This window comes from Lysinibacillus sp. FSL M8-0337, assembly GCF_038593855.1.
Taxonomy (GTDB): domain Bacteria; phylum Bacillota; class Bacilli; order Bacillales_A; family Planococcaceae; genus Lysinibacillus; species Lysinibacillus sphaericus_D.
The window spans coordinates 878815-895927 of record NZ_CP151996.1 but is presented as its reverse complement, the minus strand read 5'-3'; the positions used below and the strand labels follow the sequence as shown (position 1 = coordinate 895927).

The 17113-nt window shown below is 38.2% G+C and carries 16 protein-coding genes; 3 read left to right on the top strand and 13 right to left on the bottom strand.

The genetic code is table 11. The features are described from left to right. Nucleotides 1–9: 9 nt before the first annotated feature. The 7 genes from MKY08_RS04030 to cyoE all read right to left on the bottom strand — a co-directional run bounded on the left by MKY08_RS04030 (nt 10) and on the right by cyoE (nt 6761). Nucleotides 10–471, bottom strand: a complete 462-nt coding sequence (locus tag MKY08_RS04030; RefSeq protein WP_069510303.1) for a DUF420 domain-containing protein — start codon at nt 469–471, stop codon at nt 10–12. A gap of 35 nt (nt 472–506) precedes the next feature. Further along, the gene (gene ctaG, locus MKY08_RS04025; protein ID WP_069510305.1) at nt 507–1433 is read right to left on the bottom strand and encodes a cytochrome c oxidase assembly factor CtaG; all 927 of its coding nucleotides are present in this window, start codon (nt 1431–1433) and stop codon (nt 507–509) included. A gap of 328 nt (nt 1434–1761) precedes the next feature. Further along, nucleotides 1762–2106, bottom strand: a complete 345-nt coding sequence (locus MKY08_RS04020) for a cytochrome C oxidase subunit IV family protein (protein ID WP_069510307.1) — start codon at nt 2104–2106, stop codon at nt 1762–1764. 1 nt (nt 2107) lies between these two features. Continuing rightward, the gene (locus MKY08_RS04015; RefSeq protein WP_024362174.1) at nt 2108–2734 is read right to left on the bottom strand and encodes a cytochrome c oxidase subunit 3; all 627 of its coding nucleotides are present in this window, start codon (nt 2732–2734) and stop codon (nt 2108–2110) included. After that, nucleotides 2734–4617 (bottom strand): cytochrome c oxidase subunit I, encoded by a 1884-nt coding sequence (gene ctaD / locus MKY08_RS04010; protein ID WP_069510309.1) that lies wholly within the window; start codon nt 4615–4617, stop codon nt 2734–2736. Before ctaD ends, MKY08_RS04015 begins: the two co-directional genes overlap by 1 nt. A gap of 39 nt (nt 4618–4656) precedes the next feature. Further along, complete coding sequence (gene coxB, locus MKY08_RS04005) at nt 4657–5745, bottom strand: cytochrome c oxidase subunit II (protein ID WP_069510311.1); 1089 nt, start codon at nt 5743–5745, stop codon at nt 4657–4659. A gap of 98 nt (nt 5746–5843) precedes the next feature. Further along, a complete protein-coding gene (gene cyoE / locus MKY08_RS04000; protein ID WP_069510312.1) occupies nt 5844–6761 on the bottom strand; it encodes a heme o synthase in 918 nt (305 codons plus the stop codon). A 336-nt stretch (nt 6762–7097) separates the two neighbouring features. Between cyoE and MKY08_RS03995 the strand changes: the two genes are divergently transcribed. Beyond that, complete coding sequence (locus MKY08_RS03995) at nt 7098–8021, top strand: heme A synthase (protein ID WP_069510314.1); 924 nt, start codon at nt 7098–7100, stop codon at nt 8019–8021. A 371-nt stretch (nt 8022–8392) separates the two neighbouring features. Here MKY08_RS03995 and pyc read toward each other — a convergent pair whose 3' ends face one another. Genes pyc through MKY08_RS03980 form a run of 3 tightly spaced genes read right to left on the bottom strand, consistent with a single transcriptional unit; the run spans nt 8393 to nt 13362 of the window. After that, nucleotides 8393–11827 carry a pyruvate carboxylase gene (pyc, locus tag MKY08_RS03990; protein ID WP_069510315.1) on the bottom strand — a complete coding sequence of 1145 codons (3435 nt, stop codon included), beginning with the start codon at nt 11825–11827 and terminating at the stop codon, nt 8393–8395. 11 nt (nt 11828–11838) lie between these two features. Next, a complete protein-coding gene (locus MKY08_RS03985) occupies nt 11839–13020 on the bottom strand; it encodes an FtsW/RodA/SpoVE family cell cycle protein (protein ID WP_069510316.1) in 1182 nt (393 codons plus the stop codon). Between the two features lie 60 nt (nt 13021–13080). Further along, entirely contained in the window at nt 13081–13362 is a 282-nt protein-coding gene (locus MKY08_RS03980) for a YlaN family protein (protein ID WP_024362181.1), read from the bottom strand. 182 nt (nt 13363–13544) lie between these two features. On the opposite strand from MKY08_RS03980, the gene MKY08_RS03975 reads away from it, so the two are divergent. Continuing rightward, nucleotides 13545–14045, top strand: coding sequence for a hypothetical protein (locus tag MKY08_RS03975; protein WP_069510318.1), 501 nt, complete (start codon nt 13545–13547; stop codon nt 14043–14045). A gap of 12 nt (nt 14046–14057) precedes the next feature. Then, nucleotides 14058–14261, top strand: coding sequence for a YlaI family protein (locus MKY08_RS03970; RefSeq protein WP_024362183.1), 204 nt, complete (start codon nt 14058–14060; stop codon nt 14259–14261). Between the two features lie 97 nt (nt 14262–14358). Here the strand turns inward: MKY08_RS03970 and MKY08_RS03965 are convergent, their stop codons facing one another. Genes MKY08_RS03965 through MKY08_RS03955 form a run of 3 tightly spaced genes read right to left on the bottom strand, consistent with a single transcriptional unit; the run spans nt 14359 to nt 16906 of the window. Beyond that, nucleotides 14359–15153 (bottom strand): ABC transporter permease, encoded by a 795-nt coding sequence (locus tag MKY08_RS03965; RefSeq protein WP_081327894.1) that lies wholly within the window; start codon nt 15151–15153, stop codon nt 14359–14361. Then, the gene (locus MKY08_RS03960) at nt 15146–15913 is read right to left on the bottom strand and encodes an ABC transporter ATP-binding protein (RefSeq protein WP_069510322.1); all 768 of its coding nucleotides are present in this window, start codon (nt 15911–15913) and stop codon (nt 15146–15148) included. The genes MKY08_RS03965 and MKY08_RS03960 overlap by 8 nt, the downstream gene beginning before the upstream one ends. After that, nucleotides 15914–16906, bottom strand: coding sequence for an ABC transporter substrate-binding protein (locus MKY08_RS03955; protein ID WP_069510325.1), 993 nt, complete (start codon nt 16904–16906; stop codon nt 15914–15916). Between the last annotated feature and the right edge of the window lie 207 nt (nt 16907–17113).

Genomic DNA, 17113 nt, shown 5'->3' with positions numbered 1-17113 from the left:
ATTTTTGCGTTAAAATCCTAAAATTGCTTTAATAACAGACGTTGTTTCACCTGGTTCAAATAGTATATACAGTAACATGTATACCATAACACCTGTGACTGCTACAAAAAACCAAATAATACTAGTAATTGGTCCAATGCGTTTGTGAAGCTTAATGTTCATTTTTAAACCTGAAATAATACTAACAATCCCAAACACTGCCCCAGCAGTTGCTAAAGTAATGTGGAAAATTAGAAAGAATGTATAATAAGGTTTTAAATCCTCACCGCCACCAAACGCTGTATTACCAATAAAGACCGTACGTGAAGCATAGATGATAAAGAAGCAAAGTGCAGCAACACCAGCAGCTAACATAACTTTTTTATGCGCTTCTACTTTTCCCTTTATAATTAAGCCCCAACCAATTGCTACAAGTACTGCACTTATCACGATAAATGATGTACTTATAGTAGGCAAAATTTGCAATTCCATTCACAAAACCCCTTATACAATATAAATTTCACTTATTACAGCTGATGTTGTTCTCTTTCCCATTTCTGTTGGTGTGCTTTTAATGCATCGGCAGTAATTTTATCAGGATCTTTTTGCTCAGAACGATACCATTTTGTAAAGATAGCCCCGATTAATACACCAAAGATAATTTCTTGCAATATTTTCATAAGCACTCCACCAAGTTGCTGATCCGCCACAGGCTTCATATCTGTAAATAGCTCTGGTCCAGATAATGACAAGCTAGATAAAGTGGAGGCCGGTACACATAGCTCCATTGCCTTTAACCAAGCTTCACCACTCGTATACGTTTCATACATCGCATTCGGTGCGAAAATAATTAATGCACACGCAGGTGTAATTAAAACAGCATTGGCAATAATGTAAGCTAGTTTATGCAAGGGTTTCATTTCAGAGCTATTTGGCATTTTTTGAATTAAAGGCCAGTACATTAACACAGCAGAAACAAATAATACAAAAGTATATGTACCATGTAACGTCTCGTTTAATTTAATGTAGTCTAAAACTGACGGTAAATGATAGAAAGAAAATAGACCAATAAAAACAAATATCGCAACCACTGGTAATGTTAACACTTTAAATAATGGTTTGACAACTGGCGCTTCAATTGCAACTTTCCATACCCACCAAGGAATACCCTTAATAAGGAAAATTGGTACAAGTAATAAAAGAATAGCCATTTGCACCATATGCATCGTAAACATGATATGAGCCATAACATCTATTGGAGAGCCTTTTATAATATAAATCGTAATCATTGCCAATACGAAATAAATCGCTTCACCTTTTTTCAGCGGCTCACTGACTTTAAAATCTTTACGCCATTTCGTTGTCACTAAAAAATAAATTACTGTTATAAAAATGAGAACCCCTATTAAATACGGGCTCCATAAAGCTTGGAAACCAAATATACTAAGTGGCATACTATTAGCGCTCCTTTACCTTATTTCAGCATACATTGCTAACACCTAAAAGTGTAATGCACGCTAAAACATTCTACTTATTTTGGAAACAAACTTCTACAAACAAAGTTAAGCCTCTGGCACATGTCCTAGATTTAAAAAGCAGACACTATAAAATAACACCTATTTATACCGAGACGTAATCAAAACTTCAGTACTCCCATTATAAAACGCTTACAGCTATACTGCAATGAACGAACGGTGAACAATTTACAAGCAATCAATTTCTGTTTGTAAACGAAAAAAGCATGTCTCTGCAAATTGCAGAGAACATGCTCATTTTTGGTGATTACCACCAAATAATTGTTAAAAATGCTAAGAAGAATGTAAATGCGATTAAAATCCCCATCCACATAAAGAAAGCAATCACACCACCGAAGTGTGTTTTTTTGTCTTCTAAGTGCATGAAAGCATAAAGTTGTAGGACAACTTGAACGCCAGCAAGCAATAGAACAAATGGAGCTATAAAGTATTTAGAAAAACCAGCTGCAACGACAGCGAACGCGATAAATGTTAAGAAAATCATAATCGCAAAGTTGATTACTTGTTTACGCATATGAACGGCATTATGATGACGATCATATTCAAATTGAGCTTGAGACTTAGCAACTACAGGTGTATCATGTGATGACATATTATCCGATCACTCCCATCAAGTATACTGCTGTAAAGATAAATACCCAAACTACGTCAATAAAGTGCCAGTATAAGGCAGCCACGAAGAACTTAGGTGCATTATACAAGTTAAGACCACGTTTAGCGTTACGGATAAGTAAAGTTGTAATCCAAACTAACCCTAAAGATACGTGGAAACCGTGTGTACCTACTAGCGTATAGAACGCAGTTGCGAATGCAGATTGGTCAAATGTGAAACCAAGATGCACATAGTGTTGGAACTCATAAATTTCTAGGGCAAGGAAACCAAGACCTAAAAGTAAAGTGATGGCTAACCAAGTTTGCATACCTTTGTAATTAAAATTACGCATATGGTAAATTGCATAAACTGAAGTTAGTGAAGATGTTAATAATAACATCGTCATGGCAAATGCTAACGGTAATTCAAATAAACCTTGTGTTGTGAACTCCATGCCAGCTGGCCCTTTGTTCTTAAGTGCTAAATAAGTAGCAAATAAACTTGCGAAAAGCACAACTTCACAGGCAAGGAAAATCCAGAATCCAACGATTTTATTTTTACCTTCCATCGTTGCTTGTTCAGGATGGTCTGGCCAAGTATGAGGAGTAAATTTAGTATTGTAATCCATTATTTATTTCCTCCTTTACCGTAAAGTTGTTCTTCAATTTCAAGAATGTCTTCTTTGTGTAAGTGGAAACCGTGATCATCTTTCACAGAACGGACAATCATTGCACCAAATGTAATAGCAAGACCGATAATTAACACATAAATTGACCATGGTTTATCAGCATCTGTATTATAAAGAGCACCGAATGCTGCGATAAATAAACCTAAAGAAATAACGAATGGAATTGCAGAGTTGTTTGGCATATGGATATCACCAATTGGCTCAGCAAATGTCACTTCTTTATTACCTTCTTGTTTTTCAATCCACCATGGATCTAGACCACGAACAAGTGGTGTTTGACGGAAGTTGTAGAATGGAATTGGTTGTGGAATTGACCATTCTAAAGTACGACCATCGCCCCATGGATCGCGACCTGCTGGTTTACCTTTGATAGACATTAAGCAGTTGATTACCATTAAGATAACCCCTACACCCATCATCAATGCACCGATTGTAGAAATATAGTTGAACTGATCCCAACCTTGACCTTCCATGTAAGTGAATACGCGACGTGGCATACCCATTAAACCTAAGAAGTGTTGCACGAAGAATGTTAAATGGAATCCGATAAAGAATACCCAGAAAGTCAATTTACCAAGCGCTTCGTTTAACATACGGTTGAAGAAAATTGGCCAGTAGAAGTGCGCTGAACCGAATAAAGCCGTAACGATACCACCAACGATTACGTAGTGGAAGTGAGCAACGATAAAGTAAGAATCGTGTAATTGGTAGTCAAGTGGAGCAGATGCTTGCATTACCCCAGTAACACCACCCGCAACGAATGACGGGATGAAACCAAGTGCATATAGCATTGGTGTCGTAACTTTAATAGATCCGCCCCAAATAGTTAAGATCCAGTTGAATACTTTCATACCTGTTGGAACGGCGATTGCCATTGTTGCAACAGCGAAGATTGCGTTCGCAGTTGGCCCAAGACCAGTTGTGAACATGTGGTGAGCCCAAACCATGAAGCCTAGGAAACCAATTAAAATTGTTGCGAATACCATTGAAGAGTATCCGAATAGACGCTTACGAGAGAATGCTGGGATAATTTCCGAGAATAAACCGAAAGCTGGTAATACTAAAATATATACTTCTGGGTGTCCGAAGATCCAGAATAAGTGTTCCCAAATTACTGTGTTACCACCCATTGTATGGTCAAAGAAGTTACCACCGAACATACGGTCAACTAACATCATTAATAAACCAATTGTTAATGGAGGGAATGCGAATAAGATTAATGCACTTGCTACTAATGTAGTCCAAGTGAATAATGGCATACGCATAAATGTCATACCTGGAGCACGCATTGTAATAATCGTAACGATAAAGTTAAGACCTGAAATTAACGTACCTGCCCCTGAAATTTGTAAACCAAGTACATAGAAGTCAATACCATGACCTGGAGAATATAAAGATAATGATGCATAAGATGTCCAGCCCGCATCAGGAGCGCCACCCATAAAGAATGACAGGTGAAGGAATACAGCACCTAGGAAGAACAACCAGAACCCTAAAGAGTTAAGGAACGGGAATGCAACGTCACGTGCACCAATTTGTAATGGTACAAGCATGTTCATAAATGCGAATAGTAATGGAGTCGCAGCAAGGAATAACATTGTTGTTCCGTGCATCGTTAATAATTCATTGAAAAAACCAGCTGACACGAAATCGTTATTTGGTTTCATTAACTGAATACGCATTAATAACGCTTCAAAACCAGCGATAGCGAAGAACAATGTACCGGCTAATAAATACATTACAGCTAACTTTTTATGGTCAACAGTTGTAATGTAATCCCAGACAGCTGCTCCAAAGCCCTTTTTCTGTGTATATGAGCTCACAACTTTTACCTCCCTCAAAGTTTGTTACATAAACAAAAATTATTTCTCTACTGATAAGCCCATGATGTAAGTTGCAAGAGCTTGAATTTCTTCATCAGTTAAATCACCATAGACTGGTGCAGTACCTTCAGGATTCATCATTAAGTTACCTGGTTTGAATTCTCCTGGATTTTTAATCCATGCTTTTAAGTTTTCTTCATTATGTTCTAAGAAACCTGCAACTCGGTTACGGTCACCGAATGTAGTTAAGTTAGGACCAACGCCGCCAGTACCGCCTACGCCAGATACAGCGTGACAAGCTAAACAGCTGTTAGCAAATGTTGCTTCACCTAGATCAGTTGAATCTTTAGAAGCAGTTTGTCCTTCAGTTGCTTTCATGTTTGCTACCCAAGCATCGAATGCTTCTGGGCTAACTGTTTTTACTTTAAAGTCCATTAGTGCGTGTGAAGGGCCACATAGCTCAGCACATTTACCATAGAATACGCCATCTTTAAGATCTGCTGATTCTTTATCAAATACTAAGTAGAATTTGTTTAAGTTTTCTACGTTCGTATCCATTTTACCGCCAATCGCGGGAATCCAGAATGAGTGCTTAACATCAGCAGCTTTTAAGTTAAAGTAAACTTTTTGACCTGTTGGTACAACTAATTCTTGAGCTGTTACAATCCCTTGGTTAGGGTATTCGAACTCCCACCAGTATAATTTTGCAGTTACGTTTACTGTTAGAGCCGTTTTGTTACCTGCTTCATCTACTTCGTCCATTGCAGCAACATCTGCAAATTTATAAGTAGCTGTAACAACCGGTACAGATAAGATTAATAATAAAATAATAGGAATAACTGTCCAAATTACTTCAAGTGTGTGACTACCTTCTACTTGCTTAGGAATAACATTTTCGCCTACTTTTGAACGGCGGAACTTTAAGAATGCAAGTAAATAGATAACAGATACTACAACTATAACTAACGTCATAATTCCAGTAGCCAACAATAATAGGTTGAATTGTTCTTTACCTACTTGACCAGATGGTTTCAGTGCAGAAATATAATCTTCACCACAACCTGAAAGGAAAACCATCATCACTGCTAGAAGTGAAAAAAGACGCCACTTTTTAAGCCCTTTCATCATAGCTTAATTAAACCCCTCTTTCTTTGTTGTATTTTCATGTGTACCTAGGACATTGGTTCTGTCTATATGAATTCTTGTGAAAGAAAGAATCCCTAAATTTAGCTGAACACCGCAAATATTATAATTGCCACAAATAAGATCGTCATATGATTCAATGAGTAAATAAACATTTTATTTGCCCATTTCATATCATCTTTTGTGGTAAAGCCCTTTAAAGCTAGTATTAACCAGCCTAAGTTCAAAGTAGTCGCAAGCACTAAAAATCCAATTCCAAGCTCAGGTAAAAGGAACGGTAACGGGAATAATAAAAGAATCCAGAAAAACATTGAGTACTTCGTTCGTTTAAAACCTTTCACTACTGGTAGCATTGGAATATTAGCTGCACGATATTCTTCAGTACGTTTCATAGCAAGCGCATAAAAATGCGGTGGTTGCCATGCAAACATAATAAGAAAGAGAGCAAGTGCTCCTGGGCCGAGTGCAGGTTCAACTGCTGCAAATCCAATTACAGGTGGAATCGCCCCCGAAATACTTCCGACTATCGTGTTACTAACATGCTTCCTTTTTGACCACATTGAATACAGAACAACATAAGCGAATATTCCTACTAGTCCCCACATGCCGGCTGCAAATGATGCCGTAAATAACAAAATTTCACCTACAATTAAAAATGAGAGGGCAATGGTCAATACAAAATTCGGCTTAAATCTACCTGTAACTGTCGGTCTTGACTTCGTTCGTTTCATAATGGGATCAATATCTTGGTCAATGAAATTATTCATTGCACCAGAACCGCCAATTATTAATGCAGCACCCAGCATGATACAAACGATGACATTAAGCTCTTGCAAGAAATGTCTACCAGTAAACTGAAATGCCAGCCACATCCCTGTAAACGTTGTGACAAGATTCGAGTTAACGATCCCAATTTTTATCAAAGCTAAGAAATCTTTTACAACAGATGTTGATTCTGGATCAGTGTTTCTAGTAGCCGATAACGTACGACCGTTTGACATGTTACCTCTCCTTTCATTTTTGTAAGCATATTCCGCTAACAATAACTATAGCGAAATTTGCGATTGATTTCTAGACGTTTAGTGAAATTTAGATGAAGTTGTAAAAATTAGCTTTGTCTAGAAATATAATTAAAAACAACATATCTATAGTAAAACATTTTCTAAAATGAATTGTGAAGGTTAAAGTACGAAATTATGAACAATTTGTGAAATGGAATCGACATCTAATACTCCCTTCTCTTTACAAGTTGTATTTTAATTGTATTTTAGATATCATCTAGTAGCAGAAACATTACTTTCATGTAATATTGATAGATAAAGTAGGTGACTCATTTTATGCAACACAACAGGTATATGAAGTGGTTTGCTGTTGCCGCTACAGTGGGAATGCTCCTTATTTTACTTGGCGGGGCACTCGTTACAAAAACAGATAGTGGCTTGGGCTGTGGTCGAAACTGGCCAGATTGCAATGGTTCTCTTATCCCAAAAGAAATTACAACAGAAGTTTTAATTGAATTCTCCCATCGTCTTGTTACAGGAGTCGTATCCATCTCAATTCTCGTTCTAACAATTTGGACATGGCGGAAACTTGGTCATATTCGTGAAGTAAAATTTTTAGGTTTTTTATCGATGTTCTTCTTAATTGCACAGGCACTTATTGGAGCAGCTCAAGTATTATGGGGACAAGGAGACTTCATTCTCGCTTTGCATTTTGGAATCTCACTTATTTCTTTTGCAGCCGTTCTGATTCTTTCTATGATTGTATTTGAAGTTGATCGGAAGTTTGATGCTGATAACGTATTTATTGGGAAAAAACTACGTTGGCATACAATTGCTGTCACAATTTATTCTTATTTAGTCGTTTATACAGGGGCACTTGTTCGACATACAGATTCTAGTTTAGTATGTCCTGACTGGCCATTTTGCTACAACGAAACACCGTTTGCTCAACCTAACAATATGTACGAATGGGTTCAAATGGGACATCGACTGGCAGCTATCATTATTTTCATTTGGATTACATACATAACTTGGCACGCTATAAAAGAATACAAACAACAACGTGTTATTTATTATGGCTGGATTACTGCTTTCATCATCGTTATTCTACAAGTTCTAGCAGGTATGTTAGTAGTCCTTACTCGATTGAATTTAACAGTAGCTTTATTACACTCATTGTTCATTTCACTTTTATTCGGCCTTCTTTGTTACATGATTATGCTCGTAGCACGTAGCAACTATAATGAAAAAAATAAATAACTAAAAAGATTCGGCACGTTGCTGTCGAATCTTTTTTATTTTCCATCACATCCTTCCTCCTAACCTCAAAATAATGCGTGGCTTTAATTTTTGCGAAGAAACAACTGGATTATATTATTTTTTTGATGTCTTCGTAGTTAACAAATAGGCACCTTCAGCAATAAAACGGTAGACAATTACAACCTATTTGTGGCTAAGTCAGTGCAATGGCTAAAGACGCTGAATGTCGAGAAAGAAAGTGGGCTTTAATGCTCTTTTCAAACCATCTGTTTTGAAAATGGATTTATAACACACCTTAAGCACTTTCTACTACTAAGAAAAAGGTTATTAGTGCGCTACAATAGCTACTAATAACCTTTTTTTATCGTTAATTATTCAATTTCAATTAATAAATCACCTGTTGAAATGGCATCTCCCGCACTTGCGTATACCTCTTTCACTATACCATCTTTTGGTGCCTGTACAGTTGTTTCCATTTTCATGGCTTCGGTAATTAACAAGTGGTCACCACGTTTGACAGGGCTGCCTTTAGATACAACGACTTTTAATACAGTCCCTGGCATTGTTGCCCCAATTTGGTTCGGATTGCTTGGATCTGCCTTCAAGGCTATGCTGCCATCCACTTCTACCGTCATATCTTGAATGACAAGCTCACGCGATTGACCATTTAATTCAAAGTAAATAACACGTGTACCATCATGCTGTGGTTCACCTATTGATACCAGCTTAATAATTAATGTTTTGCCCTTTTCGATTTCTACTTCAATTTCTTCGCCTAGCTTTAAGCCATATAAAAACGTTGGCGTATCTAGCACTGAAATATTACCGAAGGACTCTAGCGTTTTCGCATACTCATCAAATACTTTCGGGTAAAGTGCATAAGCGAGTATATCTTTCTTCGTAACAGGACGATTTAATTTATCCGCCAATACTTCCTCAAGCTGCTCAAAGTTAACCGCCTCTAACAGTTCACCTGGACGAACAGTAATTGGTTCACGCTCTTTCAATACCACTTTCTGAAGTGCCGCTGGGAAGCCCCCGTGTGGTTGCCCTAAATAACCTTGGAAAAATTCAATAACAGAATCAGGGAAATCAATCGTTTTCCCTCTAGATATAACAGTTTCTTCATTTAATTCGTTTTGCACCATAAATAATGCCATATCACCGACTACTTTAGATGACGGTGTCACTTTCACAATGTCTCCAAATAATAGGTTGACACGTGAATACATGCGTTTTACTTCATCCCAGCGATCGCCTAAGCCAACAGCCTTTGCTTGTTGTTGCAAGTTACTGTATTGACCACCTGGCATCTCATGGACATAAATTTCAGAATGAGGACTAATCATGCCACTTTCGAAATCTTTATAGTATTTACGCACATCTTCCCAGTAATAAGAAAGCTTTTCAAGCGATTCAATTTCTGCACGAATTTCACGTTTGCTACCCTTCATCGCATAATATAACGAGTTAGCACTTGGCTGTGACGTTAAACCTGCCATTGCACCGAGAGCAGTATCTAAAATATCTACCCCAGCCTCGATGGCTTTTGCATATAAATAAATCCCATTGCCACTTGTATCATGCGTGTGCAAATGAATTGGTAGGTTTGTCGCCTCTTTAAGCTCCGATATTAAGCGGTAAGCAGCTTCCGGCTTTAACAACCCAGCCATATCCTTAATCGCTAAAATATGGGCTCCTGACGCCTCTAGCGACTTAGCCATATCTTTGTAATACTGCACGGAGTATTTTGCACGTCCGTCATCTAAAATATCACCTGTGTAGCAAATCGCAGCCTCTGCAATTTTCCCTGCATCTCTTGCCGCATCAATGGCAACTTCCATCCCTTTAATCCAGTTTAAGCTATCGAAAATACGGAAGACATCAATACCCGATGCAGCCGATTCGGCAATAAACGCACGAATTAAATTATCTGGATAGTTCGTGTAGCCTACAGCATTCGCCCCACGCAATAGCATTTGGAACAGTACATTCGGTATTTGCTCACGTAGCTTCGCTAAGCGCTCCCATGGATCTTCCTTTAAAAAACGATACGCTACATCAAACGTTGCACCACCCCACATTTCTAGCGAGAAGAAGTTATGCATCATACGTGCTGTTTCATCTGCAATTTGATACATATCTTGTGAACGCACACGCGTAGCTAATAAGGATTGATGTGCATCGCGGAACGTTGTATCTGTTAATAACACTTCATCCTGTTGTAAAATCCACTGTACTAAACCGTTTGCACCTTGCTCATCTAAAATTTGCTTTGTACCCGATAACGGCTGCCCATTCAAATCTACAAGTGGTTTAATCGGCTGTGAGAATATAGGCTTGGCCTTGTTTTCCACCCCTGGGAAACCATTTAACGTCACATTACCGATATAACTTAACAGCTTTGTCCCGCGGTCTTGTCGCACAGGGAAATTGAATAATTCAGGCGTTGTATCAATAAAGCTCGTGTCAAACGAACCTTCTAAGAAATTTTTATGCGTTACTACATTATTTAAAAATGGAATATTCGTTTTTACCCCGCGAATACGAAATTCTTTTAAGTTACGGTCCATTTTCGCAGCCGCTTCTTTAAAGGTCATACCTGATGTTGAAATTTTCACAAGCAATGAATCATAATACGGTGTAACAACGGCACCTTGGAATCCGTTCCCTGCATCTAAACGAACGCCAAAGCCACCACTTGAACGATATACCATTAACTTCCCTGTATCTGGCATAAAATCATTCGCTGGATCTTCGGTTGTCACACGTGCTTGAATCGCATAACCAATCATCGGAATATTCGCTTGTTGCGGTATGTGTATTTCTTCGCTATGCAAGCTGTAGCCTGCCGCCACCTTAATTTGCGCATGGACGATATCAATGCCTGTAATCATTTCCGTAATTGTATGCTCTACTTGAATTCGAGGGTTTACCTCGATGAAATAAAAGTCATCGCCCGCAACTAAAAATTCAACTGTCCCTGCATTTATGTACGAGACATTTTTCATTATTTGAACTGCTGCATCACAAATTCTATTTCTTAAATTTTCTGAAATTGAATTTGATGGCGCAATCTCTACAACCTTTTGATGGCGACGTTGAATCGAACAATCACGCTCATATAAATGCACAATATTACCCATTTTATCGCCTATAATTTGGACTTCAATATGTTTTGGGTGAAGTATGCATTTTTCTACATACACTTCATCAGACCCAAAAGCTGCTTTTGCCTCTGATTTGGCACGTTCGTAAGCAGATGCAACATCGTCCTTTGTTTGCACAACACGCATGCCGCGTCCACCGCCACCTAAAGAAGCTTTAATCATAAGCGGGTATCCATATTGTTCACCAAAAGCTTGTACTTCTTCTACTGAAGCAACTGGACCATCCGTACCCGGAATAACAGGAATATCTGCGTTAATGGCTTGTTCACGCGCTTTTACCTTATCTCCAAACATATCTAAATGTTGTGAAGTTGGACCGATAAATAAAATGCCCTCTTCCTCACAACGACGTGCAAATTCCACGTTTTCTGATAAAAAACCATACCCTGGATGAATCGCATCAACGCCTGCATCCTTAGCGATTGCAATGATGCCTTCAATATCTAAATACGCATCGATTGGTTTCTTGCCTGCCCCTACTAAATAAGCTTCATCCGCTTTAAAGCGATGGAATGCTCCACTGTCCTCACGTGAATAAATAGCGACTGTGTGAATGTTGAGCTCCGTACACGCACGGAAAATTCGAATTGCAATTTCTCCCCGATTGGCTACAAGGATTTTGTTGATTGATTCCATAGGTATCCCCCTTATGTTTGTGATTTCCTTCTTTCTACCTTTTCGAACATGGAAACATTAATCAATATCCCCATAGCTAAAGATAGCAAAATTATAGATGTCCCGCCGTAACTAATGAAAGGCAGCGTGACACCGGTTAACGGGATTAACCCGGTTACACCCCCAAGATTAATAAACGATTGCCAGGCAATCCAGCTCGCAATCCCAGCAGCAATCATACGTGCTAGTGGATCTTTTGTTCGCAATGCAATGGAAAAACCTTTATATACAATAAATCCTAAACCACCTAAGACGATTAGAACTCCCCAAACGCCAAGTTCCTCCATTACAATCGCCATAATAAAATCGGTTTGTGGCTCAGGCAAATAACCTAATTTTTGAATAGATTGACCGAGTCCTCTACCTTCTAGACCGCCACCGCCAATTGCATAATAGCTATTGACAACTTGGTGACCCACTCCATTTTCAAAATCAAATGGATTAAAATAAGATTCGATACGTCCTTTACGGTTCCCTTTTAATAATTCACCTTTAAATAGCCAGAGCATGCCTAGAATAGCTGTACCAAATGCACCTAAAACACCAAAAAACTTCCAAAACGTTTTAAAAGGAATACCACTTGCTGCGACCACAGATACAGCGATACCACATAAAATAATAACTGCCCCTAAATCTGTTTCAAAGGCTACACCAGCTACAACAAGTATCCACAGGAAAATCGGATAAAAAATCTCTGTTGGCTGAAGCTTTTCAAATGTATATTTTTGAGATTTCCGATAAAATGCTGCTGCAAAATATAAAATTATAAATAGTTTCGCATATTCGGAAGGCTGGAAATTCCCCAATCCTGGTACACTAATCCAACTTTGAGAGCCTACTTCCTCTGCCCCATTACCAGCTACTTTTACCCAAGTAAAGAGCACAATTAACACAATCGTCAGTAACAACATAATATTCTTATTTGCATAATGCTTATAAGGGAAAAATGCTGCGGCCACAAATCCTAAAGACGCGACTGCTAAGTTAATGAGTTGTTTTTGATAAAAATAATCAGGTGCTTGTTCTTTGTGGACGATTGCCACCATCATACTTGAGCTATAAATCATTACTAAGCCAAATAAACTTAACAACAAAACCGTAAAAAATAATGGGTAATCAAAATTTTGAGCATATCGTTTTAAGTATTGTTTCATTGGAAAACCTCGTTCTAGAAAAAAAACTCAAATCGCAAGCAGCGTTTGAGTTTTTTCTTTTTATTTGTCTGTATACGCGTCATGTAGTACAGAAAGTTCCTTCTCGAGTGAATCGAGAATGGCCTTGCCTTTTTCGCGTTCAATCAGTCCAAGCTTCACAGCAAAGTCAATTTCACGTGAAAGGCCGAACATTTGTGTATCTAATACTTCTTCATATAAAGGGCATTGTGGCATCGTTAAATGATCCATTTGTACTCGAATGAGGCGAGCAATTTTATCTGCATCAGCAACTAAAAGCTCCAAAGCCTTCTCTTGAAAGGAAGTTTGTGATTTCGTATCCATGAGGACGCCCCCATTATCTGATATTTCTTCGATTCTATCTTAATAAAGTTTATCTTTTAGTCGGTAAAATTGCAAGTGTCTTCGTTGGAAAATAAACAATCCGAATTATATTTCTTTATTATCTCCTTGCATTAGCGTTATACTAATTCATGGATATACAAGATTTGAGGAGGATTTCTATTATGGAAACAATTATTCCTATTAAGGGTGCAGTTTCGTATCAACTAACATTAGATCCAACAGTTTGGATTTTTGACGATCGTAAATTAGACTTAAATACGTACTTCCATGCAAGTGAAGTAGAGGAAGATGCGGATACAAAATATATGCGCGAAGTCGGTGCTCACTGGTCACGTGAAATCATGGAAGGTGCTACTTTCCCACCAACATTAAAATCAGAACGAAAATTCGACCGCAAAGGAATGGAAACGGGCACGTTCGGTATCGAATTAAGTCACTTCTTGAAAAATGCTGAAGTTAAACCCGAAGCGACAAAAATCGTCATTGAATGCAAAAACGGGGAAGAACATGCATTTACAATTGAAGAAGCACAGACATTAATTTTTAAATACAGTCAGGACGGCAAACCTTTAACTGAAGATGGACCCGTTCATGTATTATTTGGAGACGGCTCCAATGTAGACAGCCCTATCAAAAATGTGTTAGCCATTCGTGCGGAATAGGGAGGGAATGCGATGCGCGTAAAATGTGTCATTTGCGATACTATTAACCAGTTAGATGATGATTTACCGTTAGCAAAAAAACTACGTAATCGTCCGATTCATACGTATATGTGCGACACATGCCATGATCGAATTAAGGAAAATACAGTGGCACGTATTGAAACGGGAAATTTCCGCTTTTACCGTACCTCACCACAAATGGACAAAGAATTTTAAGTGACAGGCACTCATACAATTTAAAAAGCGCTCGTCTCTAGCAGATTTAACAGTACAAAACGCAAAACCCTATTAGTACAGGTTTTGCGTTTTTTACTTAACCATTATTTTTGATAATCACTTTTTCCAGCAATTCGACAACTTGATACATAATTGTCGCGAAGAAAGCGATAATGAGCAGTGACATAAGGACAAGATTAAAGTTAAATACTTGGAAGCCATAAATAATTAAATAACCAAGCCCCTTGGAGGCAACTAAAAACTCACCGACAATCACACCAACCCATGACAAACCAACATTCACTTTCAGAGTCGAAATAATTGTAGGAAAAGAAGCAGGCAAAATCACCTCTTTAAAAGTTTGCCAACGAGTTGCCCCAAAAGTTTGTAACACTTTACTGTAATTGGGATCGACACCTTTAAAAGCAGTGTACACAACAATGGTAGTAATGATGATAGATATTAGTGCACCCATTGCAATAATCGAAAAATAACCTGGTCCAAGTGCAACGATTAAAATCGGCCCTAACGCCACTTTTGGCATGGCATTTAATATTACTAAATACGGATCTAAAATTTTGGATAACATCGGAGACCACCAGAGGACAGTTGCAATCAAGGTCCCTAATAATGTTCCGGCAATAAAGCCGATAATCGTCTCCATTAACGTCACACCAACATGTAATGTGAGTGAGCCGTCGCTTACTTTTTCAATAAACGTTTGCCATACATAGGTTGGTGAGCTAAATATTAAACGGTCAATCCATTCAAGCCTCGAGAGCAGCTCCCACCCCCCAAAAAAGACCAGTAAAATAATGATTTGATATAGACGAACGAAGCGCTTTTCCTTCTTTAGCAATTGTTGATATTGTTTAAACAATGTATTATCCAAGACTCTCCAGCTCCTTCCAAATCGTTTGGAATACATCTGAATAAGCTGGATGTTGCCTTACATCGAACGGAGATAATTGTTGTAACTCAGAAGGTATTTCAAACACTTTGTGTAACATGCCTGGATTAGCCGAGAAAAGAAATACCCTTTCACTCATAGCAATTGCCTCACCAATATCATGTGTGACAAGAATCGCCGTTTTCTGATAGGCCTTTAATGTTTCAACAACTAAATCTTCAAGCTTTAACTTAGATTGATAATCGAGCGCTGAAAAAGGTTCATCTAGCAATAATATTTTCGGATTAACCGCTAAAGTCCTTGCAAGTGCTACGCGTTGACGCATTCCTCCGGATAATTCCCTCGGATAATAACTTCCGACATGTGGCAACCCAATTTCATGTAAGAGCGCATTGGCCGTTACTTTATGCGTTTTATTATCCCGCTGCATGATTTTTAAACCAATGGTGACATTGTCCTCAATCGTTTTCCACGGGAATAGATAATCTTGTTGAAGCATGTAGCCGATAAGTGCCTGATTATGTGGCGCAATAATTTCGCCATCAATAAAAACCTTGCCTTCCGTTGCAGGAAATAACCCAGCAATAATGGACAAGAGTGTCGTTTTTCCACAGCCACTTGGTCCTATAAAAGAAACAAACTCCCCTTCACGAATATCTAGATTAATATCTCTTAAAACTTCCTTTGCCTGCGTACTAGAAAAATAACTATGGTGAACATGATCTAGTTTTAAAAATTCCATTTACTCTGCAGCCTTTTTTGCAAACTTTGTATTCACAAGCTCTTCATATTTTACTCGTTGAGGAAGTTCACCTGCTTCCTCCATAATTGTTTGTAAGTTATCCCACTCTTCTTCATCCAAAATTGGATCTGTTGCATAAGAGCCTTGTGATTTATAACGTTCGACCACCGTCTCAATTAACGCTACATCAACATTTTCAAAATACGGCTGAATTATTTTTGCCACTTCTGCCGCACTTTTCTCTTGTACAAAATCTTGTGCTCGCTTCAGCGCATTAGTAAATCCTTGCGCTGTTTTAGCATCATCCTTTAAGTAACTACTTTTCGCCATAAAGGACGTGTATGGTAAATGGCCTGATTCCGTGCCAAATGAAGCAACAATATAACCTTTCCCTTCTTTTTCAAACACACTCGCTGTCGGTTCAAACAACTGAACATAATCTCCTGTTCCAGAAGCAAAGGCTGTAGCGATATTTGCAAAATCAATATTTTGAATAAGTGTTAAATCTTTCGTAGGATCAATGCCATGCTTTTTCAAGACAAATTCGCCAGCCATTTGTGGCATTCCACCTTTACGTTGCCCTAAAAATGTAGATCCTTTCACATCTTCCCATGAAAAATTATCCATCTTTTCACGGGCTACTAAAAATGTTCCATCTGTTTGTGTTAATTGTGCAAAGTTTTGAATCGGATCGTTCGCACCTTGAGCTGTTACATAAATGGATGTTTCTGAGCCAACTAAGGCAATATCAATGCCATCTGAAAGTAACGCTGTCATCGTTTTATCGCCACCGGCAATCGTTTGTAGCTCAACAGAAAGTCCTTCCTCTTCAAAAAAACCTTTTTCCAGCGCTACATATTGCGGAGCATAGAAAATCGAGCGCGTCACTTCTCCGACCTTTACTTTTTCTAGCTCCGCTTTATTACACGCTGCCAATGAAAGGAGCAACAAAGCAATACTACTAAATAACAAACCTTTTTTAAGCCAACGCATTCCATTTCCTCCTTGATTGATAAATAGCCTATCGAGACTAACTTATTCACGTTAGAAGATTTAGGTGCCAACCATTTTGTCATATGTCATTCAATTGATTGAACATAGATGCACAGCTGTTCTTTCATAGGTAGATTGCCTAAGTCGTAAAAATTTTCTCTATTAAAGAAAAAAAGCCCTAGCAAATAAATGCTAAGACTTTTTTAT